General features: G+C 48.7%; 18 protein-coding genes, 1 other RNA gene and 2 pseudogenes. 4 read left to right on the top strand and 17 right to left on the bottom strand.

Annotation, left to right across the window (positions count from 1 at the left end):
• Positions 1-10: 10 nt before the first annotated feature.
• A complete protein-coding gene (locus AAFN83_RS19800; protein WP_347772598.1) occupies positions 11-238 on the bottom strand; it encodes a helix-turn-helix transcriptional regulator in 228 nt (75 codons plus the stop codon).
• A gap of 169 nt (positions 239-407) precedes the next feature.
• Between AAFN83_RS19800 and AAFN83_RS19805 the strand changes: the two genes are divergently transcribed.
• Positions 408-764: a helix-turn-helix domain-containing protein gene (locus tag AAFN83_RS19805; protein ID WP_347772600.1), complete on the top strand. Its 357-nt coding sequence runs from the start codon at positions 408-410 to the stop codon at positions 762-764.
• Positions 765-902: 138 nt separating this feature from the next.
• Complete coding sequence (locus AAFN83_RS22150; protein ID WP_481810529.1) at positions 903-1,142, top strand: helix-turn-helix transcriptional regulator; 240 nt, start codon at positions 903-905, stop codon at positions 1,140-1,142.
• Between the two features lie 155 nt (positions 1,143-1,297).
• On the opposite strand, the gene AAFN83_RS22155 is transcribed toward AAFN83_RS22150, so the two are convergent.
• Positions 1,298-1,603, bottom strand: a complete 306-nt coding sequence (locus AAFN83_RS22155) for a LytTR family DNA-binding domain-containing protein (RefSeq protein WP_481810530.1) — start codon at positions 1,601-1,603, stop codon at positions 1,298-1,300.
• Positions 1,604-2,664: 1,061 nt separating this feature from the next.
• On the opposite strand from AAFN83_RS22155, the gene AAFN83_RS19810 reads away from it, so the two are divergent.
• Entirely contained in the window at positions 2,665-4,239 is a 1,575-nt protein-coding gene (locus AAFN83_RS19810; RefSeq protein WP_347772602.1) for a recombinase family protein, read from the top strand.
• A 24-nt stretch (positions 4,240-4,263) separates the two neighbouring features.
• On the opposite strand, the pseudogene AAFN83_RS19815 reads toward AAFN83_RS19810, so the two are convergent.
• The 4 genes and pseudogenes from AAFN83_RS19815 to AAFN83_RS19830 form a co-directional block, all read right to left on the bottom strand.
• A pseudogene (locus AAFN83_RS19815) lies at positions 4,264-4,464 on the bottom strand (manganese catalase family protein); the annotation flags it as partial.
• A 48-nt stretch (positions 4,465-4,512) separates the two neighbouring features.
• Positions 4,513-4,773, bottom strand: coding sequence for a spore coat protein CotJB (locus tag AAFN83_RS19820; RefSeq protein WP_347772695.1), 261 nt, complete (start codon positions 4,771-4,773; stop codon positions 4,513-4,515).
• A gap of 15 nt (positions 4,774-4,788) precedes the next feature.
• Positions 4,789-4,998, bottom strand: a complete 210-nt coding sequence (locus tag AAFN83_RS19825) for a spore coat associated protein CotJA (protein ID WP_347772604.1) — start codon at positions 4,996-4,998, stop codon at positions 4,789-4,791.
• Between the two features lie 231 nt (positions 4,999-5,229).
• Positions 5,230-6,675 (bottom strand): alpha-L-fucosidase, encoded by a 1,446-nt coding sequence (locus AAFN83_RS19830; RefSeq protein WP_347772606.1) that lies wholly within the window; start codon positions 6,673-6,675, stop codon positions 5,230-5,232.
• 320 nt (positions 6,676-6,995) lie between these two features.
• Here AAFN83_RS19830 and AAFN83_RS19835 point away from each other — a divergent pair, with 320 nt between their 5' ends.
• On the top strand, positions 6,996-7,919 hold the full coding sequence (locus tag AAFN83_RS19835) for an SDR family oxidoreductase (protein ID WP_347772608.1): 924 nt from the start codon (positions 6,996-6,998) through the stop codon (positions 7,917-7,919).
• A gap of 100 nt (positions 7,920-8,019) precedes the next feature.
• Here the strand turns inward: AAFN83_RS19835 and AAFN83_RS19840 are convergent, their stop codons facing one another.
• The 11 genes and pseudogenes from AAFN83_RS19840 to AAFN83_RS19890 form a co-directional block, all read right to left on the bottom strand.
• Positions 8,020-8,940, bottom strand: coding sequence for a VOC family protein (locus tag AAFN83_RS19840; RefSeq protein WP_347772610.1), 921 nt, complete (start codon positions 8,938-8,940; stop codon positions 8,020-8,022).
• A 97-nt stretch (positions 8,941-9,037) separates the two neighbouring features.
• A complete protein-coding gene (locus AAFN83_RS19845; protein ID WP_347772612.1) occupies positions 9,038-9,985 on the bottom strand; it encodes a tRNA dihydrouridine synthase in 948 nt (315 codons plus the stop codon).
• Between the two features lie 223 nt (positions 9,986-10,208).
• A complete protein-coding gene (locus tag AAFN83_RS19850) occupies positions 10,209-14,351 on the bottom strand; it encodes an NACHT domain-containing protein (protein ID WP_347772614.1) in 4,143 nt (1,380 codons plus the stop codon).
• 337 nt (positions 14,352-14,688) lie between these two features.
• Positions 14,689-15,051: a transfer-messenger RNA gene (gene ssrA, locus AAFN83_RS19855) on the bottom strand.
• Positions 15,052-15,234: 183 nt separating this feature from the next.
• Complete coding sequence (gene smpB, locus AAFN83_RS19860) at positions 15,235-15,720, bottom strand: SsrA-binding protein SmpB (protein WP_347772616.1); 486 nt, start codon at positions 15,718-15,720, stop codon at positions 15,235-15,237.
• Positions 15,721-16,682: 962 nt separating this feature from the next.
• Positions 16,683-19,313: pseudogene (gene rnr, locus AAFN83_RS19865) on the bottom strand (ribonuclease R); the annotation flags it as partial.
• Between the two features lie 438 nt (positions 19,314-19,751).
• Positions 19,752-19,985, bottom strand: a complete 234-nt coding sequence (gene secG / locus AAFN83_RS19870; protein WP_347772618.1) for a preprotein translocase subunit SecG — start codon at positions 19,983-19,985, stop codon at positions 19,752-19,754.
• Between the two features lie 194 nt (positions 19,986-20,179).
• The gene (locus tag AAFN83_RS19875) at positions 20,180-20,872 is read right to left on the bottom strand and encodes a hypothetical protein (protein WP_347772620.1); all 693 of its coding nucleotides are present in this window, start codon (positions 20,870-20,872) and stop codon (positions 20,180-20,182) included.
• The gene (locus tag AAFN83_RS19880; protein ID WP_347772622.1) at positions 20,869-21,783 is read right to left on the bottom strand and encodes an ABC transporter ATP-binding protein; all 915 of its coding nucleotides are present in this window, start codon (positions 21,781-21,783) and stop codon (positions 20,869-20,871) included. The genes AAFN83_RS19875 and AAFN83_RS19880 overlap by 4 nt, the downstream gene beginning before the upstream one ends.
• On the bottom strand, positions 21,780-22,151 hold the full coding sequence (locus tag AAFN83_RS19885; RefSeq protein ID WP_347772623.1) for a GntR family transcriptional regulator: 372 nt from the start codon (positions 22,149-22,151) through the stop codon (positions 21,780-21,782). The genes AAFN83_RS19880 and AAFN83_RS19885 overlap by 4 nt, the downstream gene beginning before the upstream one ends.
• Positions 22,152-22,317: 166 nt before the next feature.
• Complete coding sequence (locus AAFN83_RS19890) at positions 22,318-23,088, bottom strand: sugar phosphate isomerase/epimerase family protein (protein WP_347772625.1); 771 nt, start codon at positions 23,086-23,088, stop codon at positions 22,318-22,320.
• Positions 23,089-23,090 lie beyond the last annotated feature (2 nt).

Consider the following 23,090-nt stretch of genomic DNA (forward strand, 5'->3'; position numbering starts at 1 on the left):
ACCTCCATAATCAAATTGCTATTTTAGCAATTGTTTTGTCAAAAAAAATGTCTTTAACTTTAAATTTGAGCTTTTCGGCAACAATCGGGATGTGGTTAGCATCGAATTTATAGAGACCTTTTTCATATTTGCAATACGTCGATGCATTTTTAAAACCAAGTAATTCAGCCATTTCTTGTTGACTAATGCGCATTTCTTTCCTTCTCGCTCTGATTTTTTCGAGGTCAACAGTATTCATTATTTTCACCACCTTCATTTCTATTTTAGAAATTGTCTACGAGACAAATATACATTGCTGAAATAGAAATGTCAATCATATTTTTCTGTTTTAGCAAGGAAAATTTTCGTTTTTAGAAATACCGCTATAATTATTACTGTGGCGGACATTCTGTGAGGAGGAGTTCATTTTGGAAACGGGTTCGGTCATTAAGAAGATAAGGGAACGGAGGGATTGGTCTCAAAAAAAATTGGCTGAATTAACGGGGATTAATCAAAGTGTTCTGAACAGGATAGAACTGGGGAAAAGAAGGGCCAGAGATCATGAGATAGCCTCAATAGCAGAAGCTCTTGATGTTCAACCAGATCTACTATTGGGGTTAGAGTCAAAAACATCAGGCCCTTACAATGATGAGAGAAAAACCGTTGAATTAATAGAAAACGAAGCGGCAAAACTAGGACTCAGTATTGATGACCCTAATTTTCAGCAACTCCTTTCTGATGCTTTCGATCTTCTCAGGATCGCAAGAGGCAAGGACAAGAACTAAAGAAATGATGGAATTTTCTTGATCGCTAACCCTTTTCTTATCATCGTTCATAGTACACCGCCCACATGTTTGTGACTTTATTATAAATGCATAGCACAAAAAAGGGAACGCATGTTCCTATAATATTGAGGTAAAGATATGGCCCTCCGGTTGGGGAGGAGCCGGCTTCCTATACTTTTTAAAGCAACTGGTACAATACAGCAGGAGCTTGCTGATTATCTTGGAGTAACTCAGCCTTACATTAGCCAAGTGGCTAATAACAAGGATGTTTTCACTTTAGAGATGGCGGCAAATGCAGCTCAATTCTTCAATTGCACAATTGAGGAATTACAAGATTTCATTTTTGTACCAGATACACCTAGGAGGAAGCGGCCGTGAGTAGTTTCTACTCACCTCCCGATTGGATTTTATAAGCCATAACTTATAATCGACCTATTTCGTCCTAATGCCCCCATTATAAACGAGATATTAAGTTCTGTATGTCGATTCATTTCCAAAATAAATAACCATTCATACCCTGCGAATGGTTATCATTAAAGGATTTTATTCAAATTTCTTCTCGTTACTTTGATTCCCTCAATCTCCCTTGATTTGTCGAAATATGCGATTCTTGTATCTGGATCTAATAAAACTATTTTATCGCTTTGAATTATCGTGTTTTTTGATACTGTCTCAAATCCGAATGGCATTAGAAGCTTGCTATAGTCTCGGATCGTGGTTATTTGATGGTACTTCTTCTGCCGAGTCCTGATCGTTATCTGATCTCCGACCGCTTGAATATAGAGGATATCCTCCACATTGAGGAACCGTGGGTTCCCATCAACCGCGCTTATATACATAAACCGCCTCCTTGAGAGGCAGTATTACCGTTATACATAAGAGATATACCTAGCAAATACCCCAGCCGATGGGCAACTGTTCAGAGGTGTAAGATGATTTCATTTTGGATTTATTTGATTCTCATTGTCACGGTATCTGGCTACACCTTTAAAGGAATTAAAGCAAAACACCAAGAAGACGAGTGGTTTATAAGATTAGAAAAGGTCTCTAAGAGCAGAAGTTACATTATACAGTTCTTGTTCTGGTTAATCACTTTTTCCATTGGTGTCATTTTTCTATGTCTTGCAGTGTGGCTCGCAACAGTTGCAAAGTTGCCCATTGATTAAGAAAGCTGAGGGTGAGATCTTTGAGAAATATTGGTTTCACAAAAAAAGGGATATTAATTTCGTTAGTATTCTTAGTACTACTATTAATTACATTAGGGTTTCCGAGCTACATTAGATATCAGTTTGAGAAACGGTTTGGTGAACCTAATACCTTTTTCTATGGCGTAAACCTTGGACTTAGCCTAAGCGATGATTATTACGATGAAGAGTTTTACTTAGACGAGTCGCCAAAAATAAATCTGAATCTCCCTAGTGATTTATCAAATGCAAAGATGTTCATATATGGTAGGTTCGTAAATAGTACAGATAAACTGGTTATTGTTCTGAACGATAAAGTGATATTTAATGGTAAGGCGCATAAAGACCATTCCGCAAATTTTTACAAACGGTACTATATTGAGAAATATTTTGTAGTTGAACTTAAGGGGTTTAAAATGAAAGGATCAAATAAAATTACAATATCAACAGGTAATGCTAATAAGACGTATCAAGTTTATAACTAACAAGGAGGCGATCACATGTATCTATGGTGCCAGCGGTGTGAACACGCTCATCCTATAGAGCGGTGGTCGCGTATCCCTGGGAGTAAGTATGGGACTTGTCCCTACTGCGGCTGTAGCGAGTTCAGGAATACAGTAGATTGGGCTATAATAAAATCAGCGAATGAATACACGGAAACACCTGATCCGAAATTAACCTATCCCATGATTCCCTACATGTTCTAGGAGGTCGCCATGGCAACGAAGACGCTCAACTCATCAGGACGCTACGCCGCATATCTCCGCAAGTCCCGGGCTGATATTGAAGCCGAATCAAGAGGCGTTGGCGATACCTACGCCACCCATGAGAGCATCCTTATTGAGCTTTCCCGCAGGCTGGGAATCATCATATCTCACATATACCGCGAGAAGCCGGTATCAGGTGAACGGATCTCGGCCCGGCCGGAGATGCAGCAGCTGCTTGAGGATGTCGAGAACGAGATGTGGGACGGCATCCTAGTGGTCGAGGTCGAGCGTCTTGCCCGTGGCGACACGATGGACCAGGGTATCGTCTCCCAGGCGTTCAAGTATTCTTCTACCCTCATCATAACACCCATGCGCACATATGACCCGAATGACCCAAACGACGAAGAGTACTTCGAGTTTGGGCTTTTCATGTCTCGCCGGGAATTCAAGACGATCAACCGCCGGCAGCAAACAGGACGCATCGAGGGCGTCAAAGCCGGCCGATTTGTCGGGAACGTTGCCCCCTATGGCTACAAGCGCGTTAAACTGCCAGGTAAAGGATTCACCCTTGAGCAGATCCCAGAAGAGGCAGCGATCGTCAAAATGATCTTCTCGATGTACACGGAGACGGACCCGGACAAATGGACCGGGGGAAACCTCATTGCCCAGCACTTGAACTCGCTAAATATCCCAACCCGTAACAATAGCCAGTGGATAACTGCTACCGTCATGAAGATATTGAAGAACCCTCATTACATTGGGAACGTGTATTGGGGATATCGTCCGCAAGTGAAGAAGCGCTCCGGGAAGTCCCGGCCTATCAAGAAGCGTGGTGAATGGACGGAAGCGAAGGGTTTGCATCAGGGGATCATACCGGAGGACGTTTTCGAGGCAGCTCAACAGATCATTTCCGGAAATGGTCACACACCGGCGCCGAAGGGGATTATTCAGAATCCATTGGCTAGTCTGGTTGTATGTGGCGTGTGCGGCAAGGCAATGATTCGTCGCCCGTACACAAGTGGACAGGAACCGTCCCTCATGTGCTCAACGGCCAAATGCCCAAACGTCAGCTCCGCGCTGCGGTTAGTTGAGGACAGGATGATTGAGACACTGGAGAAATGGCTTGAGGTTAATGGGAGGATACGATCGAGGCAGAAGAAGAAGTCCGTTGAATCTCCTTTGGAGGCAAAGGAAGAAGTAAAACGGATGATGGAGAAACGCTACGAGGAATCCAGGGGGCAAATGGACCAGTTGCACGACCTTCTCGAGCAGAAGGCTTACACAGTTGACGTGTTCCTTGCTCGGTCCCAAACGCTATCTCAACGTCTGCAGGAGATTAAAGCATCCATTGATTCAATCGATCAGGAAATCGAGTCTATAAAACAGAAGATGGAACGGAAGGATGATATCGTCCCTACGGTGAAACACATCCTTCAAGTTTACCGCAAGACAGATAGCCCGGCTGAAAGAAACAAGATGCTTAAGATGGTTGTGGAGAAGTCAGTGTACACTAAGTTGGAGGGAGCAAGGTGGAAAGGAACGGAGGATAGATTCAATTTAGACGTGTACATATTGGGCGGTTAACCGCATATATTAATGATATCTTGGATGTGCAGATTCCTCTGTGCCAATGTCATTCAATAACCCTACCACTTTGGGCGGGATGGTGTAGCGTTGATTCAAGTAACGCAGCGCGGCAGCAAGCTCGCCATCGGCTCCGCCGTATTGCTCGAGCAGCAATCGGGCCATACGCGGGTCGCATTTGCTTACTCGCACGGGATATTGCAGCTTTTTCTCATAGATCCACATGAATTGAGGCCTCCTCCGATGAATGGAATCCTAAAGGCGAAGTGCCGATTACACCTGCCAGGGCCAAGGCTCCTCTGCCCACTGCCACGGCTCGCCGCTTGGACTTCTGTATTGCAGTAGCGGCCCATAGCTCGCTTCGAAGCGAGCGGCCAATTCCTGGCGCACGGCGCTGCCTTGATTAAACTGACGGATGGCTGCAACATCCATAGGATGCGTGTCGAGGTAGAGCGTGAGCTCGACGAGCACGAAGTCAATCGCCTGCAGTTCCTGAAGAAGGGCGTAATACTGGGCATCCAGTTGTTTTTGCATAGGGTCCATCTCCTCTCAGGCTTTCGCTGCAGGCGGATAGGGACTGTACAGACAAGGCCAGAGCGTTCCGGCCTTCAATGCTGTCTGCGGATCAAACTGCGGCAGATTCATCGGTTGAAAGCCCAAGTACAGCTGAATCGGCGTATTGTAGACTTTTGTGGTGATGGGTGGACACGGATCGAACGGGCCGATAAACGGATTGTACACCCGAAACGCAGCAACCATGTGAGCATGCCTCCTTGTTTTCATCTCCATAGTAATCATCATATGAAGCAATGGGGGGGAATATGAGCCTTCTAGCCAACTGGCTGGTTGCCGAGTTCATTGCCACTGCCGATTCCTTCTTGGGAAAATGGTGGATTAGCCTATGCCGCCATCCGCCTGGTTGGTCTGGGAACATTTCGGATAGAAACAAAAAAGTGAGCCTGCTCTTAAGGAGCACACTCACTGGACACGCTACACTCTATTCAATCTCTCGGCTTCAGTGCAGTAGACCTGAACCGCCTGCAAGGTCGGATACCCGCGGGATTCGGTTATACAGATACGGATACGGTCTGTCTCAACGGGTTCGAAGCAGCAAATCTTCTTATATCCCACGATTTCCCCTTCGTAGAATGCCTGCCACTGTCCCTGGTCAAGCCTCTCGATATGGAATCTCTCGATTCGTTGCCCCAGCCTGATCGCTTCTTGAAGAACGATCCGGTCCAAGGTCTGGATCGTCCCCAGCTCTATTTCGAGGGTCGCCACTTCTACGTTCTCTCCGGTTCGCCAGTAGGTGTCCGGCTTCCCGTCCGTTGCTCGGCTCCCCTCATGCTCATCACTCTTGCATACGGAAGCCGTTGCTTTTGCTCCCAGGGCTAGATTTCGCCCGTACATCTGCCGCAAGGTTTCTCCCAAGGCATCCATGGTTTGAGCATCGTTCTCATGAATGAGTCCCCGGCGGTCCGGCGGGAGATTGAGCAGGAAGGTGGAGTTGCCCCCAACGGTCCGTTCATATAGGTCCACCAGCTGAGGAACCGACTTCACTTGTTGGTCCTCGTGCTCATGATAAAACCATCCGGGGCGAATCGACGTGTTCACTTCGGCGGGATACCAGATGACACGGTCTGCGGTGGACAGGATCCTGCGGCTGCCCAAATCCTCTTCCTCCGAGCCGATTCGCTTGGAAAAGCTGCTGTCATCCGCCTGCTGCGAATGGGCTTGGATTTTCTCGTTATCCTGCAGACTCGCAGGCACGACGCTCCACTCCACCTTCCGGGTATGCCCCGCCTCGTTGCCGCACCACCGGACATCCGGGCCGCACACGGAGATCACCGCTCCCGGCTGATGAGATCGGATGACGCGGTAATAAGCGTCCCAATCGTACACCTGCCTCTTGCCGTTCGGTCCTTCGCCACAGGCGCCATCAAACCAGACACAGAACAAGTCCCCATAGCCCGTCACGAGTTCGGTAAGCTGGTTAATGAAATAAGCATTGTATTTGTCCGAATCTCCATAGCTCAATTCATGTCGGTCCCAGGGCGATAAATAAATGCCGAACTTCAGCCCGGCCTCCCGGCAAGCGTCCGACACCTCCTTGACCAAGTCACCCTTGCCCTCCCGCCACGGACTGCTCGCGACTGAATGATTCGTCCAGCGACTTGGCCACAGGCAAAATCCGTCATGATGCTTGCAGGTCAGAATCAAGCCTTTCATCCCCGCGCTTTTGCACACTTCCACCCACTGAGCTGCATTTAAGTCCGTCGGATTGAACAAATCCGGAGACTCTGTCCCGTCCCCCCACTCCCGATCCGTAAAGGTATTGACCGTAAAATGGATAAAGGCATAAAACTCCAGCTGCTGCCACGCCATCTGCCGGGATGACGGGACGATCTGTGCAGCCTCGATTGCAGAAACGCCCATAGTGTTATCTCCTCTTGGTGTTAGGGTAATTCCCAGCACCGGTAGATGCTCAATATTTTTGAATGAGGGCAAATCAATGCGTCTACGAATAAATTCAGTATAGCAAAAAACTTAAACTGTAAGAGAAACGAACTTCCGAAGAAAACTCCAGCCGAGAGCCAAATGAAATTGACGAGAGACAACGAGAGAGATACCATGGAGTCGGGACATACCCTTTTAATGGAATTAATGGTTGTGGCAAGCAACAATTTCTCTATCTAAGGGCGATGTCCTTATTCTTTTTATACACATTAACCTTACAGAAGGGGGATGGCTTCCAGATGGAAAAACCGTTACAAAACCAAGTAGCACTGGTGGCGGGAGCTACTCGGGGTGCGGGGCGTGCCATTGCCATTGAGCTCGCTCGGGCGGGGGCTTTTGTCTATGCCACCGGGCGAAGCAGCCGCAAAGAGGGGCCTTCCGAAATGGATCGTCCGGAAACGATCGAGGAGACCGAAGAACTCATCCGAAGCGCAGGGGGGCAAGGCCTTGCTGTCCGAACGGACCATCTGGAGCCGGAGCAGGTCCAATCTCTCATCCAGCAGATTGACGATCGCCACCATCGCCTCGACATTCTCGTCAACGATATCTTTGGCGGTGATCGATATGCGGAGTTTGATAAACGGATATGGGAGCATGACCTGAGCGGTGGATTACGAATGCTGCGCATGGGGATTGATACTCATTTAATCACTTTGCACTACGCACTGCCCTTCCTGCTTCGGGCAGAAAAAGGCATCGTCATTGAAATGACGGATGGCCCCGCAGAGGCAAACGCGGAGTTTCGGCAAAACGTGGGATTCTACTATGACCTGGTCAAAACAAATGTCGGCCGGATCGTGAAAGGACTAGCCCACGAATTAGCCGATTCTTTTGTTACCCCTCTTGGGGTCACTCCCGGCTGGCTTCGCTCAGAAGCCATGCTCCAAGGCTTCGGTGTGACCGAACAAACGTGGCAGGACGCTTGTCGAACCCTACCCGGGTTTGCGATTTCCGAGTCCCCCACCTACGTAGCTCGAGGGATTGCTAAGCTGGTAGCCGACCCGGAGGTCTCGCGGTTTTCAGGAATCATTGTAACCGCCGGCCAACTTGCCCAACTCTATCAGGTTACGGATACGGATGGGTCACAACCCGATTGCTGGGCACTGATCGCGAAACACGGCTGGAACTGTGAAGATGCTACCCTCATCCAAAAATACCGCTAAGAGTTCACAATAAAGAAAACACCCATTCGGGTGTCTCTTTTTGTGCGTATCGAGGTAAGCCCTAGCTTGGCAAATTCACATTCGCGGGAATCGAACATCATTATCTGTTGTATGCTTCCTGCAGCTTTGCGAGATCAAATTTCTTCATTTTGAGAAATGCTTCTGTTACGGAAGCAACCTGCTCTGGCGTACCCTTGCTCATCATTTCGTCCATTACTCTTGGCACGACCTGCCAGGACACCCCATATTTATCTTTCAGCCAACCGCATTGCTCGGCTTCGGGAACCGCGGAGAGCTTCTCCCAGTAGTGGTCGATTTCGTCTTGGGTGTCGCAATACACCATGAAGGATACGGCCTCATTGAAGCGAAATCCATGCTCATGTGCGCTGTCCATCGCGACAAACCACTGGTTTTCTAGCATGAACTCCGCGAACTGGATCGTCCCTTCTTTGTCGGGTTCCATGCCTTTGGGGTAACGAGAGGTACTCCCCTGCTTCGCGTTCTTAAAGATGGACAAGTAAAAATGAATCGCCTCTTCCGCCTTCCCGCACACATCGCCGACAAACAAGAACGAAGGTATGATCGCAGGACGAACTTCGCCTTCCGGATTCGTTAGAATGAGCTGCCACGTCAACCCATAACGGTCCTGAATCCAGCCGAATCTTTTGCTGAACGGGTACTGATCGAGCGGCATTAACGCTGTGCCACCGTCAGATAATTTGTTCCATACCTCATTCAATTTCTTTTCCGCATCTTTGTCTTGAGAGGGGTCAAAATTCACCATGAACGACACAGACGGATTGAGTTTAAAATAGGGTCCTGCGCTGATCGCCATGAACTTTTGACCCCATAGTTCAAAAGAAACGAGATCGCTATCGCCAGAGGGTGTGTTAGGCAATGAGGTTACATTCGTAACTTTTGAGTCTGGAAATACGGAAGCGTAGAACTCTGCTGCTTCTTTTGCCTCCTTGTCATACCATATGTGGGGGACGATCTTTTGATCGGTTGAACGGATTGCCATTATTCAAACAGCCCCTTTGCGGAGGAATTTTGACACCTCTCTATTGTTATGTACCTGAATGGGGCCGTTCAAACACGGTCGAGCCCTCCGATCCGATTCAGGCCCTATCGTCTAAAAGCTCCTGTTCTCGAAACAAGCTCGACACCGCTGCGTCGTAATCGTACAACCGTTCGGATTTCCGAATTTTCTTTGCATATTGGGCGCTATCCGAAAACACTTGAATCATGTAGAACCACAATTCCTTCATTTTATACAACACATTCTTATCTCCAAAGAGTACGCCTTTATACCCTTCATACACTTGATCGTGATAGTCCTTCAACAGGGCTTTGTCGATCTTCATCGTCTCGGTAATACTGCTGATCAACCCCGGATTGGACAATAACCCCCTGCCAAGCATGAAGGTATCAACCGCAGGGAACTTAGCGGAAATCTCCTGGTACGCCTTGGGTGTAAAGATATCTCCGTTATAGCAGACCGGGTTTTTGCTATTCTCCAAGGCATGCTGGAAGATGTCTAGATTCGGCGTGTTTTTATAGAAATCCCTTTGAATTCGGGGATGGATGATCAGCTCTTCAAGCGGGTATTTGTTGAAAATGTCGAGCAACGCATAAAACTCTTCCGGTTCGTCTTTCCCCAATCTCGTCTTTAGGGAGATCTTGGTTTCCGCATGAATAAAGATTTCCTCTAGAAATTGATCCAGTTCCTCTCGCTTTGCAAGGAACCCCGACCCTTTGTGCTTGGAGACGACCGTCCTCGAAGGGCATCCCAGGTTGATGTTGATCTCCTGATACCCCAACCGCATCAGTTTCTTCGACGTATGTAAAAAGTCTTTCGCATTATTCGTCAGCACTTGCGGAATCAAAACCAGCCCTTGATTGTTCTCCGGCAAAAGATCGTGGATGTCTCGGGTTTTGAAGCTTTCGTTTTGCTGGGGAACAATAAACGGGGCGAAGTATTTATCGACATTCTTGAAAAATGCATGGTGGACACTCCGATAGACGTGCCCGGTTACCCCCTCCATAGGGGCAAAGTAGAAGTTCATGGATCGGCTGGCTCCTTCAGTTAAGTCATTCCCTTCATTGTGCCGTGATGGCGATCATCGGTCAATGAATTTATCCTGTAACGGGAAAAACCCGCTCACAGAGCGGGTCTTTCATTAATGGAGGCTGCGAAACCCCAAATTATCACGATTGTCCAAGGAAACTGTGTAGCTAAGTGCTCACTCATTCGTTTGCCACCGATCCCTTAACCCTTTATACAATAAATTAAAGTGTCTTTAGTGGAAGATTGAGCTTACCTTCCTCGATATTTGTTTTTTCAGTTTTTAGAGTTATTTGATGCAGACGCTTTAACGAAATACTTTTATAAGATGACTTATAATTAGAAATTAGAATACTTTCAAGAAAACTAACAAGCTCCTTTCTCTCACTCGCATTTGAATATCTCCCCTTGGATATAACTTTTTCCCAACCGCTATCCAAGTTGTCAGGTACACTTGATAAAGTCTGTAAAAATTCTGCTTTCAACTTGCTCCATTTTATGTAGGAATATGCTAACCCTTCAAGGATAGCACCTTTATTAGGGGTCGTTCTATAAAGCTTCCAAAGTTTTTGGGATATGGCTTTATTTTGATTTATGTCTTGTATCTCAAGCGCATACTGGGTGTAAAGCATAGTTGCTAACCACTCGACTTGACTATTCTTACTACTTAATAGATTGTTTAAATTTTTCATGACATCCCTATTGTGACTGCGTACTCTAATAAATCTATCTTTAAAATCACCAGTAAAGTCTACCCTCGCTAATTTAATTAGATGATCTTCCTTCAACAAGTCCATTTCTAAAGCAATAAATATTAACCATTCTAAATAGATTTCATACTCAGCTTCTTTTATTGACTCCTTCGTCAATATCCCTATTATTTCCTCTAATAGCCTCTCGATTAAAACACGGAATTCCTTAATTTCTAAATTGCTTTTTTGGACTCTCCCTGCACTAAATTGAATCATCCAATTTACTCTAAAAATAAGTTCTCTTGTCTCTTCCTCTTCTAAAAATCGTAATTCTAACTTAAGTATATATGAATGAAAATCCCATTGATCTTCTATCTGTATAGCTTGTTTTAAATCCAACAGTACATCCTGTGGGAGACCTTCCACTTGTAAGAAGCCTCTTAACTCAGAAAGTATTGTTTGGTCTAAATGCTCTTCAACAATTTTATTAAAGTTTGTACCTAACCAAACACAGAACTTATATGCATTATGTTTAACATCACTCTTTTGATTAATAATACGATTTACTTCGTTAAGTACATACTGAAATTTCTCAAAATCAAGTGTTATACTGAAACTACTTATCATCTCTATCGGATTTTTGTTAGTAGGATACCGCCGATCTAGTCGAAATACCTCTTGAATAAGACGAGAAATATCACTACCGGAATCTTCCTTAGAGATTTGTTCTAGCAGCCCTAAGTTTCCAATGTCAAGTAAATAATTACATATTTTAAACAATGTGATAGTTAACATTTCCTCCTCAAGTGCAAAAGCTGATACAAAGCCTTCAAATAAATTTGTATTAGCTTTAATAAAACTTATGATATTAGGATTAAAATACCCGGGGAAATAACTACTGACTTTGTAATCCCTTATTTGTTGGAGACTCTCTACATGGATATTATATAAAGAAACTATTTTTATTACAGTCAGTATATAAAGCTTATTTTTATTAGTGTCACATCCTCTTTCTAGTTCATCACTGAAATTAGTCAGATCAGTTACATCGTATGGTTGCATAAACTTCTTTTCATTAACTATCACTTCCAAAAACGTTTTAGAAATGCTTGTGAGAACAGTGTGAGGCATCTCAATTTCTAAGTAATACATCAAATTACAAATAAGATGTTTTTGTATATCAATTATATTAGACAAATTTGTGAGCCGATTTAACTTATTCCATGCAGTAATCACTCTGTTAGAATCTTCATCATATTTTATTGCATACTTAAGCCCTAGAACTAAAATCTCTTTTTCATCACTCTCAATAGCAAATCTTATTGCAGATCTAAAATCATCATCTAAACCGTATAAACTATCGTATGTTTTCCATATCAAATTCAATTTATAAGAGTCATAATTATATATCTTTTTAAGTAAAATAGGTCTAATAATTTGATTTTTTGCCTCATCCGAGTAATTTCCCAGCTTTGCAATAAAAATATCTTCATCTACTATAAACCCTTCATCCAATAAAGTCATAGCGTATTGAATTGCACTGATTTCATTTCTTGGAACCCTCATTACCCTATCCTCAATCATGTCACCAACTAGATTTGCTCCCCTCTTCAAGTAGTTATCGGGAAAGTTCAAATCGATTTCTGATCTACATACATCAATCATACTCGAAACTTCACCGGGACGTGTTCTACCTACTCTACCTGCAAAAAAAAGCACTACATTTCTCCAATGTGGCGATAATGCTATGCTACTAAACCTACTGTCACGCTCATTAGTATCAGATGATGTATCAACTAGATGAGCTGCTGCTAAAAACTCTCTCATGCTCGTCAATGGAAAGCCAATTTTACCTTTCGGATTATTTGTAATCAAAATTAATCGCTCTTCAGCTTCCTTTATTATTTTTTCAATTAGTTTTTCAAGACCATCTTTATGAATCATCGGATTTTGATTACCTATGTAAGTTTTAACATGATCTTGGAATTCGCTTTCATCCATAAGGGACGCCGTCTCATCCGTCTCGACCCTTTTTTGCAAAACGTATGCAATATATTTGTGTAACCCAATTATTAGCTCCTTATCCGTTCTTAGTAGATCAATATTCTTTTTCTGCTCGCGTTGATATATAGTGTCCATGTAAGTCTCAAATAACTCTTCTCGTTGCTTTGGTAAAATCCCGCGAGCCCTAATTATTACCAGTACTATTGTTACTTCAAGTGGTGTTGTGGTTAAAACGCTTATGACTTTATCTTTTAGGCAAATCATAAACTTATCAAAAATTCTTTTAGCCTCTTCATTATCATACTTTTTTGCATCAATCCATTTCTTCGTATAATCTTGCGCTTGTTCAGCGGAAAGCTTCAAAACATTCAGATGAAGGAAGCGAGTAGGATCGAACTCATCAGTATACCCAAACGGGCGAGTAGTAGCTATCACTTTAATGTCTGCATTAAATAGTTCTCTAAATTCTTTTATACTAGTTATTGTGCTTGTAACAAGGTTATTCTTCAGTTTCTTTTCAGGAACTTCATCTAAGCCATCTAAAATAAGCAGGATAGGATCTTTCTTTAGAATTTTATGGACATCATCAACATTAATCCCTCTACCTGTAATACTTGTTATACGTTCAGCTAAATAAGCCAGCAAATTGGGACTGTTGGTTTCAGAAAACCACTGGGCATAGTCTTTTAGCACAATCCTAAATGGAATTCGTACTCTAGCTTTTTCGATTTCTTTAACATAATTCTCATCATATTTTCTGAAAAACTGTACACTTTGCTTTGTTATTCTCGCCCTATGTATTTGTGAAACGAATTGTGTAAGTGTTGACTTCCCCTCACCCGGCCCACCAACTACTACAATATCTGGAATATCATCATCCAATAGATAGGTTAAAGCTGAGTAACCCTGTTGTCCCGTTGCAGCCAGCTCATTCCTTAATGGGTTAGAGTTTTGATCTTCATTATCCTCTCTTTTGGAAACACATCTTACATTTATATCAATAAATACATCTTGTAATTCAACACGTTTATCTTCAAAATCGCCTGCATCATCAAGTACAGCATGCTTTTCATCTTTATGCAATAAATTAAAGCAGTATGATTTGATTACATCTCCTAAGTGCGATTGCTCATTCTCAATCCCTTCTAGTAAATAATCCAATACATCCCCACTTGTTATGCACTCACGGTATGCCCTTCTAATCCCTGGATTAGCATCTAATAATCCACAGATTTCATCTGCACCCAAAACAGCTATATTTTTTATTTTTGGATGCTTTATTACAATCTGGTTCTTAATTATATCTTTTGTCCCATTTTGAAAGGCAGGACTCAGTGGGACATTAGTCAGTAGAACAAAATTATCGCACTCATGCTTATATTTCTCTGTTACCTTCTTCAACTCACTATCAACTTCTTCTATAATTTTGCTCCTTGCTTTACTTACTCCTATTAGCGATATATCGTGATATTTCACTTGAAATATCCATAAGCCATCCCATTGTTCTTCGGGGCTAGGAAAATTCGCCTTGCCTTTAAATGTAGCCTCACGAGCCCCATCCTTACCCGCTCCGTAAACTTCTGTACCATTCCCAATAAATTGCTGTATGAGACTTTGACACATTCTCTCAAACTCAATATGTCCTAATTTGTTTAAATCATATTTTGACATGTGTCTCCTCCGCATGATTAGTTTTTCACATATTTCTCCGACATTATGTGATTTCCCTCCTTTTTTAAGGATTATCTTTAAGGAATATACTATACACCCAAGGATACCTATATTTTGATTTTTTGCCGCTCAGGTTAGCGTGCTTCTCGTAACCAGTTGTTCCTCGATTTCTGCTCCGAAAATTGTTGGATCGTATACCGAACATACTAATGATGTGTCTCGATAGGAAGTTCAGCCCTATTTGTAAATAATAAATAGAATCGGCTATGATAAGAAAAAAGAAGCCTCATCACCAATTAGGTGAAAAGGCTTCTTTTCGTTTTGTGGATGTACGTACCTATGGAGGCGAGGGGAGTTGAACCCCTGTCCGAAGACAACGCAACATAGACTTCTACGGGTGTAGTCACGGTTTTGATGTCACCCTAGATGCCCCCCGTAACCGGGTCATCTTCGGGTCAGCCTGATTGTCTTCTTCAGTTCACCCCAGGCGGAGATGAAACAGCGTATCCCACTATAGGTTAGCCCCTAGCCTGCCACATGGGCGATGGAAGGTAGAAGCACGCTCACAGATTATTAGGCTGCGAAAGCGTAGGTTTGTTGTTGTTTGCCGTTTAATAGGCTTCCGCGTTTTAGAGTGGACACAGCCCCACTACCCGCTATCCATGCCCGAACTATCCCCGTCGAATCCATAAACGCCCCCGAGATGAGGCTGCATGCTTCGATCGTCTGGATCGGTGCGAGCCGGAAAGATACTGCTTTTTTGATACACATTCAGTATAGCACAAATCGTTGCAAAAAGGCTTGGTAACTGTACGCACGACATGAAGGTTCTGGCGAGTGTAGTCGCAGCTTGCTATTCGTTCCGCCAGCCGCAGGCCCTCCCTTATCGGGCGACCTTCTGCTTCTCGCGCAGCGCGCGCTGGATGTCGCGTGTGGCGTCCTTCTTCGCGGCATCATGCCGCTTGTCGTAATTCTTCTTGCCTCGGCCGAGGCCGATGAGAAGCTTGGCGTAGCCATGGCGCGTGTAAATCTTGAGCGGAACCAGCGTGTACCCCTCTTGCTTGACAAACCCGATCAGCTTGCTGATCTGGGCGCGGTGGAGCAGGAGCTTGCGGGCCCGAGTGGGATCCGTCGGGTTGCTGCGATTGCCTTGCTCAAAAGGACTGATGTGCAGGTTGTGCACGAACACCTCGCCGTTCCGGATCGTCGCGAAGCTGTCGCTTAGGTTCGCCTTGCCGCCGCGCAGCGACTTGATCTCCGTCCCGGTCAACACCATGCCGCATTCAAAGGTTTCCTCAATGAAGTAGTCATGGGAAGCTTTTTTGTTTTGGGCGAGTGCCTTGTGTTCCGCATCGCTTTTCTTCGCCATGGAAATCCCTCCTTCATTTCTTGAACCCCTGGAATTCCCCTGATGTTTCCTGTGTTCAGGACCTCATTGTATCAACTGCATCGGCACAAATCAAGGGGAGCCCTTCCCTATAACGAACCTTTCCAAGTGGACGATCCCTCTCACCTACGCACCATCCCTTTCCCCTCCTCTTTCCCAAAATGAAAAAAGGCCCCCGTCCTCCTGCCGCAGTCCACTCGCCCGCCCGATAGGACAAGCGAGCTATGCCTGCAGTGAAAAGAACGAGGGCCTCTTCTTATCGTTTCACTTCCGCTTTCACGTGTTCCCGATCATTCCGTCGCTTCCGACTTCGGCTTCTTTGCCGCCCGTCTACGCGGCTTTTTCTTCGGCTCCGTTGCCGCTTGCTCGATCGGCGTTGCCGGGACGAGCGCCTTTTTCTTCGGCGCGCGACGTTTCTTCACCGGAGCGCCTGGATCGGCCGTCTTGCCGTTCGGCTCAACCGGAGCCGACTTCGACGCTTCTGCCGCTTGGTGATCCGCTGTCGGCTTAGCCCCGGGCTCCTGCGTTCCTTTGCCGCGACGACGGCGGCTCTTCGCGGCAGCAGGTGCCGCCGAAGCGTTGGATGCCGCCGACGGAGATGCAGCGGGAGCCGCACTCACGCCTGGCTTCGCCTCCGTCGCGACCAGCGGCTGGCTTCCTGCACCGGACTTGCCGCGGCTTCTCTTCTTACCCGGCTTGCTCCCCGCATTCGGCTCGCGATCGGTCCGCGCCGCAATGAAGGAGCCTGGCTCCGCATTAGACTCGGACGAGCTGCTGCCAGGTCGGAACCAAGCCGGCTTCACCTTCGCCGTCTTCGACCAAGCGGAGGCCGCGCCGCCATAGAACGCGATGCCCGGCTTCTCGCCGCGCTTGCCACCGCCGAGGTAGACGTCGCTCTCCTCCTGCCGCTTGCGTTCTTCCTCGCGGCGCTTGCTCGAGCGGCTCTTGCGCGGCTCACCGCCGTGCGCGCCCTTGCGGCCGCTGCCGGTTGCGCTAGGCGCCGGCGTATGCGCCGCAGCGCCGCCACCGCCCGCGCCGCCTTTGCCGCGCCGGCGTCCGATGCCGCGTGCGTTCGGCGAGCCCACAGGCGCGCCGCCGTTGTCGTGATGCGGCGCTTCCGTGCGCTCGACGCGCTCGGCGTTCGCCGCTTCCGGTGCCGCTCCGCGCGCGGCCTGGGCTTGCTCCGTCGGGCCGACGGCGAAGCCGCCCTTGCCCCGGCGCCGCTTGCCGCCGCCCGCGCCTTGCTCGGCCGCAGGTGCGCCGTGTACCCGGGCGCGTTCGCCTCCGCCAGCGGCAGGCGCATCGCCGTTGCGGTGCTTGCCTTTGCCCTTGCCCTTGCCGCCGCGGCCGGGCACGTCAAACGGCACACCGCCGTGGCGCCCATTGCCCTTAGCGCCCCGTTCGCCGCCGCGCTGCTTGCCGCGGAAGCCTCCGCTGCGCGGTTGCATATCGACGAGCTCGAAGTCGATGTTCCGCTCGTCGAGGTTGACGCGCGTCAAGCGAACCTTCACATCGTCGCCCAGCCGGAACGTGCGGCCCGTGCGTTCGCCCACGAGCATATGGGTCGCTTCGTGGTAGTTGTAGTAATCGTCGGTCAGATCGGCCAGACGAATCAGGCCCTCGACCGTATTGGGGAGCTCGATGAACAGCCCGAAGTTCGTCACGCTGCTGATGATGCCCTCGAATTCCTCGCCCACCTTGTCCACCATGAACTCGGCCTTCTTGAGCGCATCCGTTTCCCGTTCGGCTTCCACCGCCAGCCGCTCGCGATCCGAAGACTGCTTCGCATAATCATCCATGCGAGCCGTCAGCGCTTCATGCCGCTTGTCGCTGAGGGCACCGCCGTTCTCGATCACTTCGCGCATGACGCGGTGAATGATGAGGTCGGGGTAGCGTCGAATCGGCGAGGTGAAGTGCGAATAGAACTCGGCGGCCAGTCCGAAGTGACCCAAGCTCTGCGCATCGTAGCGAGCCTGCTTCATCGAGCGCAGCAGTACCGTGCTGATGACGGTCTCTTCCTTCGTGCCGGAGATTTCGTCGAGAATGTCCTGCAGCTGACGCGGGTGCAGCTTGCCGCCTTTTCCACCCTTCAGGGCATAGCCAAAGCTCGTCACGAATTCGGCAAAACGCAGCAGCTTCTCCGCATCCGGCTCCTCATGGACGCGATAGAGGAACGGCACCTTCAGCCAGAAGAAATGCTCCGCGACCGTCTCGTTCGCCTTCAGCATGAACTCCTCGATGATCTGCTCGGCGATCGAGCGCTCACGCTTTACGATGTCGGTCGGCTTGCCTTCCGCATCCACAAGAATCTTCGCTTCTGTGAAGTTGAAGTCCACGGCACCGCGCTGCATCCGCTTGTTGCGAAGCTTCATGGCGAGTTCTTCCATCAGCTTGAAGTTGTCCACCAAGTCGCGATAGCGCTCGGTCACTTCGGCATCTTCATCCTGCAAAATTTTGCGGACGTTCGTATACGTCATCCGCTCCACCGTGCGAATCACGCTGGAGAATACATCGTGTTTGACGACATCCCCGTTCGCGTTGATCTCCATCTCGCAGGACATCGTCAACCGATCTACGCGCGGGTTCAAGCTGCAGATGCCGTTCGACAAGCGATGCGGCAGCATCGGGATGACGCGGTCCACGAGGTAGACACTCGTGCCGCGGTTGTAGGCTTCCTTGTCCAGCTCGGAGCCTTCGCGCACGTAGTAGCTGACGTCGGCGATGTGAACGCCCAAGTGGTAATTGCCGTTGTCCAGCTTCTTCACCGTTACCGCGTCATCCAGGTCCTTGGCGTCCTCGCCGTCGATGGTGACGATGGTTTCGCCCCGCAAGTCGCGGCGCCCCTTCAAATCCTCCTCCCGGATCGTGTCCGGAACACTCTCCGCCTCTGCCATGACTTCGTCCGGGAAGGCTTCGGGAAGCTGGAACTGGCGGATGATCGACAGAATGTCGATGCCCGGATCGTCCTTATGACCGAGGATTTCGATGATTTCCCCTTCGGCCGAGGAGCGGCCTTCCGGGTAGTTCACAATGCGAGCGACGACCTTCTGTCCCGTAACCGCGCCAAGAGAGGCGTGCGGGGGGATGAAGATATCCCGGATAAGCCTTTTGTCATCGGGAATCAGGAAGCCATAGCTCTCAAAGTTTTGGAACGTTCCGACCACCTGCTGGGTGGCGCGCTTGACGATGATGACGACCTCGCCTTCCACTTTGCCGCCCGCTGCTCCCTTCGAGGAGATGCGCACGAGCACGGTATCGCCGTTCATCGAGCCGCCCATATCCGAGGCGGGAATGTAAATATCCGGGCGCTCGCGATCCTCGGGGATGAGGAAGCCAAAGCCCTTTTGGTGAGCCTGCATACGCCCGCGGACGAGATTCATCCGTTCCGGGAGCCCGTAACGATCGCCGCGATTGCGGTAAATCTGCCCGGACTCTTCGAGTGCGTTCAGCAGCTTGAGCAGCTCCTTGAATTCCTCTGCGGTCGAGGGGGCAAATTCTTTTTCCAGCTCTTGGTACGTCAATGGGCGGTAATCGTCCCGCGCCATATAGTCGAGCACCTGTTGCTCTGTTACCATGATTTCACCTGCTTTAATGGGGTAGGATGCCGTCTGTGATGATCTGCAGCGGGCTTGAGGACGATCGGAACAAAGCCCGCACAATCGCGTGTGAGCCGCGGGAAGGGCAACCGGTTTCTCGCGTCACCAACGTCTCAACCCCTTCGGGGCTCTTCACACGCTGGCAGATGCAGCTTCCCTCAGTATTACCCTTTTCCGGCCGCGCATCCCCGAATGGAGTCAAAGCTTACGCATGATCTTGCTCCGTTTGAAAGGGAGAAAGATTTTCCATCTGCAGAAGGTAAACAAAATCCCCGAACAAGCCATTCGCTCGCGCGGGGGAGACGCAATGGATGCGGATCGGTTCACCCAGAGAGGTTCCTCATCCGTCCGATACCGCTTCTATTCAAAAAGAGGCGGAGCGTAAGCTTCCGCCTCTTTCAACTGTTTGGGGTTGGCTTATTTCGATACGAAGGCCAGAGCCATCGATACCAAGATGAACAGGGCAGCCAGCACCATCGTTACACGGGACAGCAACAGGTCCATTCCACGAGCCTTCTGCTTCCCGAACAGATGTTCCGCACCTCCGGAGATGGCGCCCGAAAGACCAGCGCTTTTCCCTTTTTGCAGGAGAACAACAGCGATCAGGCCAACGCACACGATCACGAGCAGTACTTTCAGGAATAATTCCACACTTCCACCTCCTTGAAGCCGGACGAGCCCAAGCCGTCCTGATACATAGCAATATCTATTGTAACATATGGGTTTCCATCCGGCAAGCAATGGAGAGGAAGTCTACTGGAAGTTGTTCTTCATACGAAATCCCCTTGAACGATCCTCAGAGGAACCGTGCAAGGGGATTTTTTGCTATCTTCTTCTCGTTAAGACTATTCCTTCGTGGTCATGCTCATCATGAGCGGATAGGCACCCGCAAGCAACAGCACAGTGGGGAGCATCAGCCAAGCCATCGCTTCGGCAACCGATCCGATGCTGGCGAAGAAGCGAGCAATCGGCTCCATTGACATAACCGACACCCCAATAAACAGGAGCAGGGCAACGGCGCCCATCAGCAACACGCCTTTTTTGCCGAACCGGTAAGAAATCACTGAGGTGAACAATCCGACGACGCTGAGAAACAGGCCGCATCCTATATAGAGAAGAAACACATCTAACGAGGACAACTCGGCATCTCCCATAATCCCGAACAAGGAGACGTTGACCTTCAGGGCCTCGGCAAGCGGCTTCTCGATCATGGAAAGAAGCGTCGAAAGAGTCCCAAAGCCAAAGACAAGAAGAAGAATGATGATTACCGTTGAGCCGTAAAAGTCCTTCCGTCTAAAGTTCATACCAAGAGCATAGCGAAAGGTTTCATTTACCGAAACCAGGTTGAGCACGAGCATATAGATGGAAACCGAAGTAATGGCCCCCATGTTGATTTGAGTGTCCCCATTCCCCACCGTAAGCATGAGCGTGAAGGAAATGACGGAGATCACAAGCATGATCGCCCAGTAAATGTAGACACTCAGCCGCATGTTGATCCAGTGCATTTTCAAAAGCGTGCTCATCGATTTACTGGTCATCGACGGATCGCTCCTTCCTGAATGAGAGAGGCCTTCGCCGCATCCCCCGAAGTCATATGAACAAACAACTGCTGGAAGGAGACCGGTCCGAGCTCCAAGCCGAGCTCCGCGGCATCCCGCTTCTCCTGCGAGGTTGCGCGTCCCCAGAGGACAACCGTCTGAAGCGAGCCAAAGCCTTCTTCATGCAAAACCTTCTTCCCTTCTGCGAAGCAGCGGATCCGCTCGGCATTGCCGGTTGCCGTGTACGCCATTCCGCGGAACTCGTCGGCATTCTGGTCTAGAATAATGCGTCCGTGATCGATGATGATCACATGCTCCAGGAGGCGGCTCACCTCATCGATGAGGTGGGTCGAGAGGATGATCGTTCTCGGGTGATTGGAGTAATCCTCCAGAAGCAAATCATAGAAGAGCGTACGACTGGCGGCATCAAGGCCCAGATACGGTTCATCAAAGATGGTGAGCGGTGCACGGCTGGCGAGCCCGACGACGATTCCGAGCGAGGACAGCATCCCGCGTGACAGCTTGCCGACGGAACGATTCCGCGGCAGCTCGAACTCGTTCAGGAGACGCTCCGCGTAAGCCGCGTCCCAATTGGGGAAGATCCCCTTCGAGAGGCTTACCACATCCGCTACCTTGAAGGACTTCGCGTAGGCCTGGCTTTCCTTGATGAAGCACATTTGTCGCAAGGCCTTTTCGTTCTCGTATGGCTTTTCTCCGAATACTCGAAGCTCTCCGGAAGTTGCAAAAAACTGCGACGTGATAATGTGCATGAGTGTCGTCTTCCCGGCTCCATTACGTCCGAGCAGGCCACAAATCTGATTCTCCTCAATGCGAAGATCGATTCCGTCCAAGGCAACCATTTGCCCGTATTTCTTCGTGAGTCCCTTCGTTTCCACCACTGCTTGACTCATTGACCCTTCCCTCCCCTGGCAATCATCTCAATGACTTCCTCCCGGCTGATCGCCAGCTTCTCGGCTTCTCGGAGCATCGCTTCCACATACTGCTCGAAAAATTCCCCTTTGCGCTTCTGCAGCAGCCGCTCCCGTGATCCCTCCGCTACGAACATGCCAATCCCCCGCTTCTTGTACAGGATGCCTTCCTCCACCAGCAAGTTGACCCCTTTGGCCGCCGTCGCCGGGTTGATCTGATAATGCGTTGCAAACTGGTTCGTAGAAGGAGCCTGACTCTCCTCGGGCAAGATTCCGGAAATAATGTCGTTCTCGATCCGCTCGGCGATCTGCACGAAGATGGGCTTGCTATCGTCAATCAGCTCTTTCATCGCTTCACCACCATACTGGTTAATTACTTATGTAACTAACCATACAAGATACCCTACTCTCTGTCAATAGGACGCTCTCCATTTTTTGTGAATATGCAAAAAAGACCCACACCTCACGGTGCAGATCTTCTACTTTTTTTATGAAATACTCAGGCGTAGAGAACCATTAAGTCAAAGGCTTAGCCGCCCCGATGCTGCGCAAGTAGTTCAAGCTCATCTCAATGCTCTCCCAAGGAGAGCGACGGCATTGGTCCTGCTCCACCAGCAGGTAACGCACTCCCGCCTCACTTGCCGCACCCAGCAGCGCAGGGAAATCCATAGAGCCATGCCCGACCTCGGCGAAAAAGCCCTCTTCATCGTCGGTCATATCCTTGAGGTGTACAATCGGAACGTGTCCGGGGTAGGAGAGCAGGTAGTGATAAGGATCGAGCCCCGCCTTTTTCACCCAGTAGAGATCAAGCTCCGCCTGAAGCAGCTCTGGCTCCACCAGCCGGTAAATGCGGTCGAGGATCAGCTCGCCGCCGACGGTGCCCAACTCCGCATCATGGTTGTGGTAGCAGAAGTCTAAGCCCGCTTCCTTAATCTTATGCCCCATCTCGGTCAAGTCTCGGACTAGAGACGCTACGCCCTCCTCTGTCTTCAAGAGCTCCGGGTCCACATAGGGAAAGATGAGATAGCCCAGTCCTATCTCCTTAGCATAGCGAATCTGCTCGTCCAGGCCCTGCTTTAGCTGATCGTAGGGAACATGTGCCGACAACGGAACCAATCCGGTCTCCTTAAGCACAGCGTTTAACTCAGAAGCAGACAGCCCTCCATAACCAGCGAACTCGACCATTTCGAAGCCAAGAGCAGCAACCCGTCTCAAGGTACCCGCCATGTCGGTCTCCGTATAGTCACGAAGGGTATACAATTGAAGGCCGATGGGAAGCAGGGCCATGT

It is taken from the genome of Gorillibacterium sp. CAU 1737, from assembly GCF_039888655.1.
In the GTDB taxonomy this organism is placed as follows: domain Bacteria; phylum Bacillota; class Bacilli; order Paenibacillales; family NBRC-103111; genus Gorillibacterium.

What these genes read in the sequence shown, in the direction of transcription:
- AAFN83_RS19800 (WP_347772598.1), bottom strand. Translation starts at nt 238, where the DNA reads ATGAATACTGTTGACCTCGAAAAAATCAGAGCGAGAAGGAAAGAAATG.
- AAFN83_RS22150 (WP_481810529.1), top strand. Translation starts at nt 903, where the DNA reads ATGGCCCTCCGGTTGGGGAGGAGCCGGCTTCCTATACTTTTTAAAGCA.
- AAFN83_RS22155 (WP_481810530.1), bottom strand. Translation starts at nt 1,603, where the DNA reads ATGTATATAAGCGCGGTTGATGGGAACCCACGGTTCCTCAATGTGGAG.
- AAFN83_RS19810 (WP_347772602.1), top strand. Translation starts at nt 2,665, where the DNA reads ATGGCAACGAAGACGCTCAACTCATCAGGACGCTACGCCGCATATCTC.
- AAFN83_RS19820 (WP_347772695.1), bottom strand. Translation starts at nt 4,773, where the DNA reads ATGCAAAAACAACTGGATGCCCAGTATTACGCCCTTCTTCAGGAACTG.
- AAFN83_RS19825 (WP_347772604.1), bottom strand. Translation starts at nt 4,998, where the DNA reads ATGGTTGCTGCGTTTCGGGTGTACAATCCGTTTATCGGCCCGTTCGAT.
- AAFN83_RS19830 (WP_347772606.1), bottom strand. Translation starts at nt 6,675, where the DNA reads ATGGGCGTTTCTGCAATCGAGGCTGCACAGATCGTCCCGTCATCCCGG.
- AAFN83_RS19835 (WP_347772608.1), top strand. Translation starts at nt 6,996, where the DNA reads ATGGAAAAACCGTTACAAAACCAAGTAGCACTGGTGGCGGGAGCTACT.
- AAFN83_RS19840 (WP_347772610.1), bottom strand. Translation starts at nt 8,940, where the DNA reads ATGGCAATCCGTTCAACCGATCAAAAGATCGTCCCCCACATATGGTAT.
- AAFN83_RS19845 (WP_347772612.1), bottom strand. Translation starts at nt 9,985, where the DNA reads ATGAACTTCTACTTTGCCCCTATGGAGGGGGTAACCGGGCACGTCTAT.
- AAFN83_RS19850 (WP_347772614.1), bottom strand. Translation starts at nt 14,351, where the DNA reads ATGTCAAAATATGATTTAAACAAATTAGGACATATTGAGTTTGAGAGA.
- smpB (WP_347772616.1), bottom strand. Translation starts at nt 15,720, where the DNA reads ATGGCGAAGAAAAGCGATGCGGAACACAAGGCACTCGCCCAAAACAAA.
- AAFN83_RS19875 (WP_347772620.1), bottom strand. Translation starts at nt 20,872, where the DNA reads ATGACCAGTAAATCGATGAGCACGCTTTTGAAAATGCACTGGATCAAC.
- AAFN83_RS19880 (WP_347772622.1), bottom strand. Translation starts at nt 21,783, where the DNA reads ATGAGTCAAGCAGTGGTGGAAACGAAGGGACTCACGAAGAAATACGGG.
- AAFN83_RS19885 (WP_347772623.1), bottom strand. Translation starts at nt 22,151, where the DNA reads ATGAAAGAGCTGATTGACGATAGCAAGCCCATCTTCGTGCAGATCGCC.
- AAFN83_RS19890 (WP_347772625.1), bottom strand. Translation starts at nt 23,088, where the DNA reads ATGGCCCTGCTTCCCATCGGCCTTCAATTGTATACCCTTCGTGACTAT.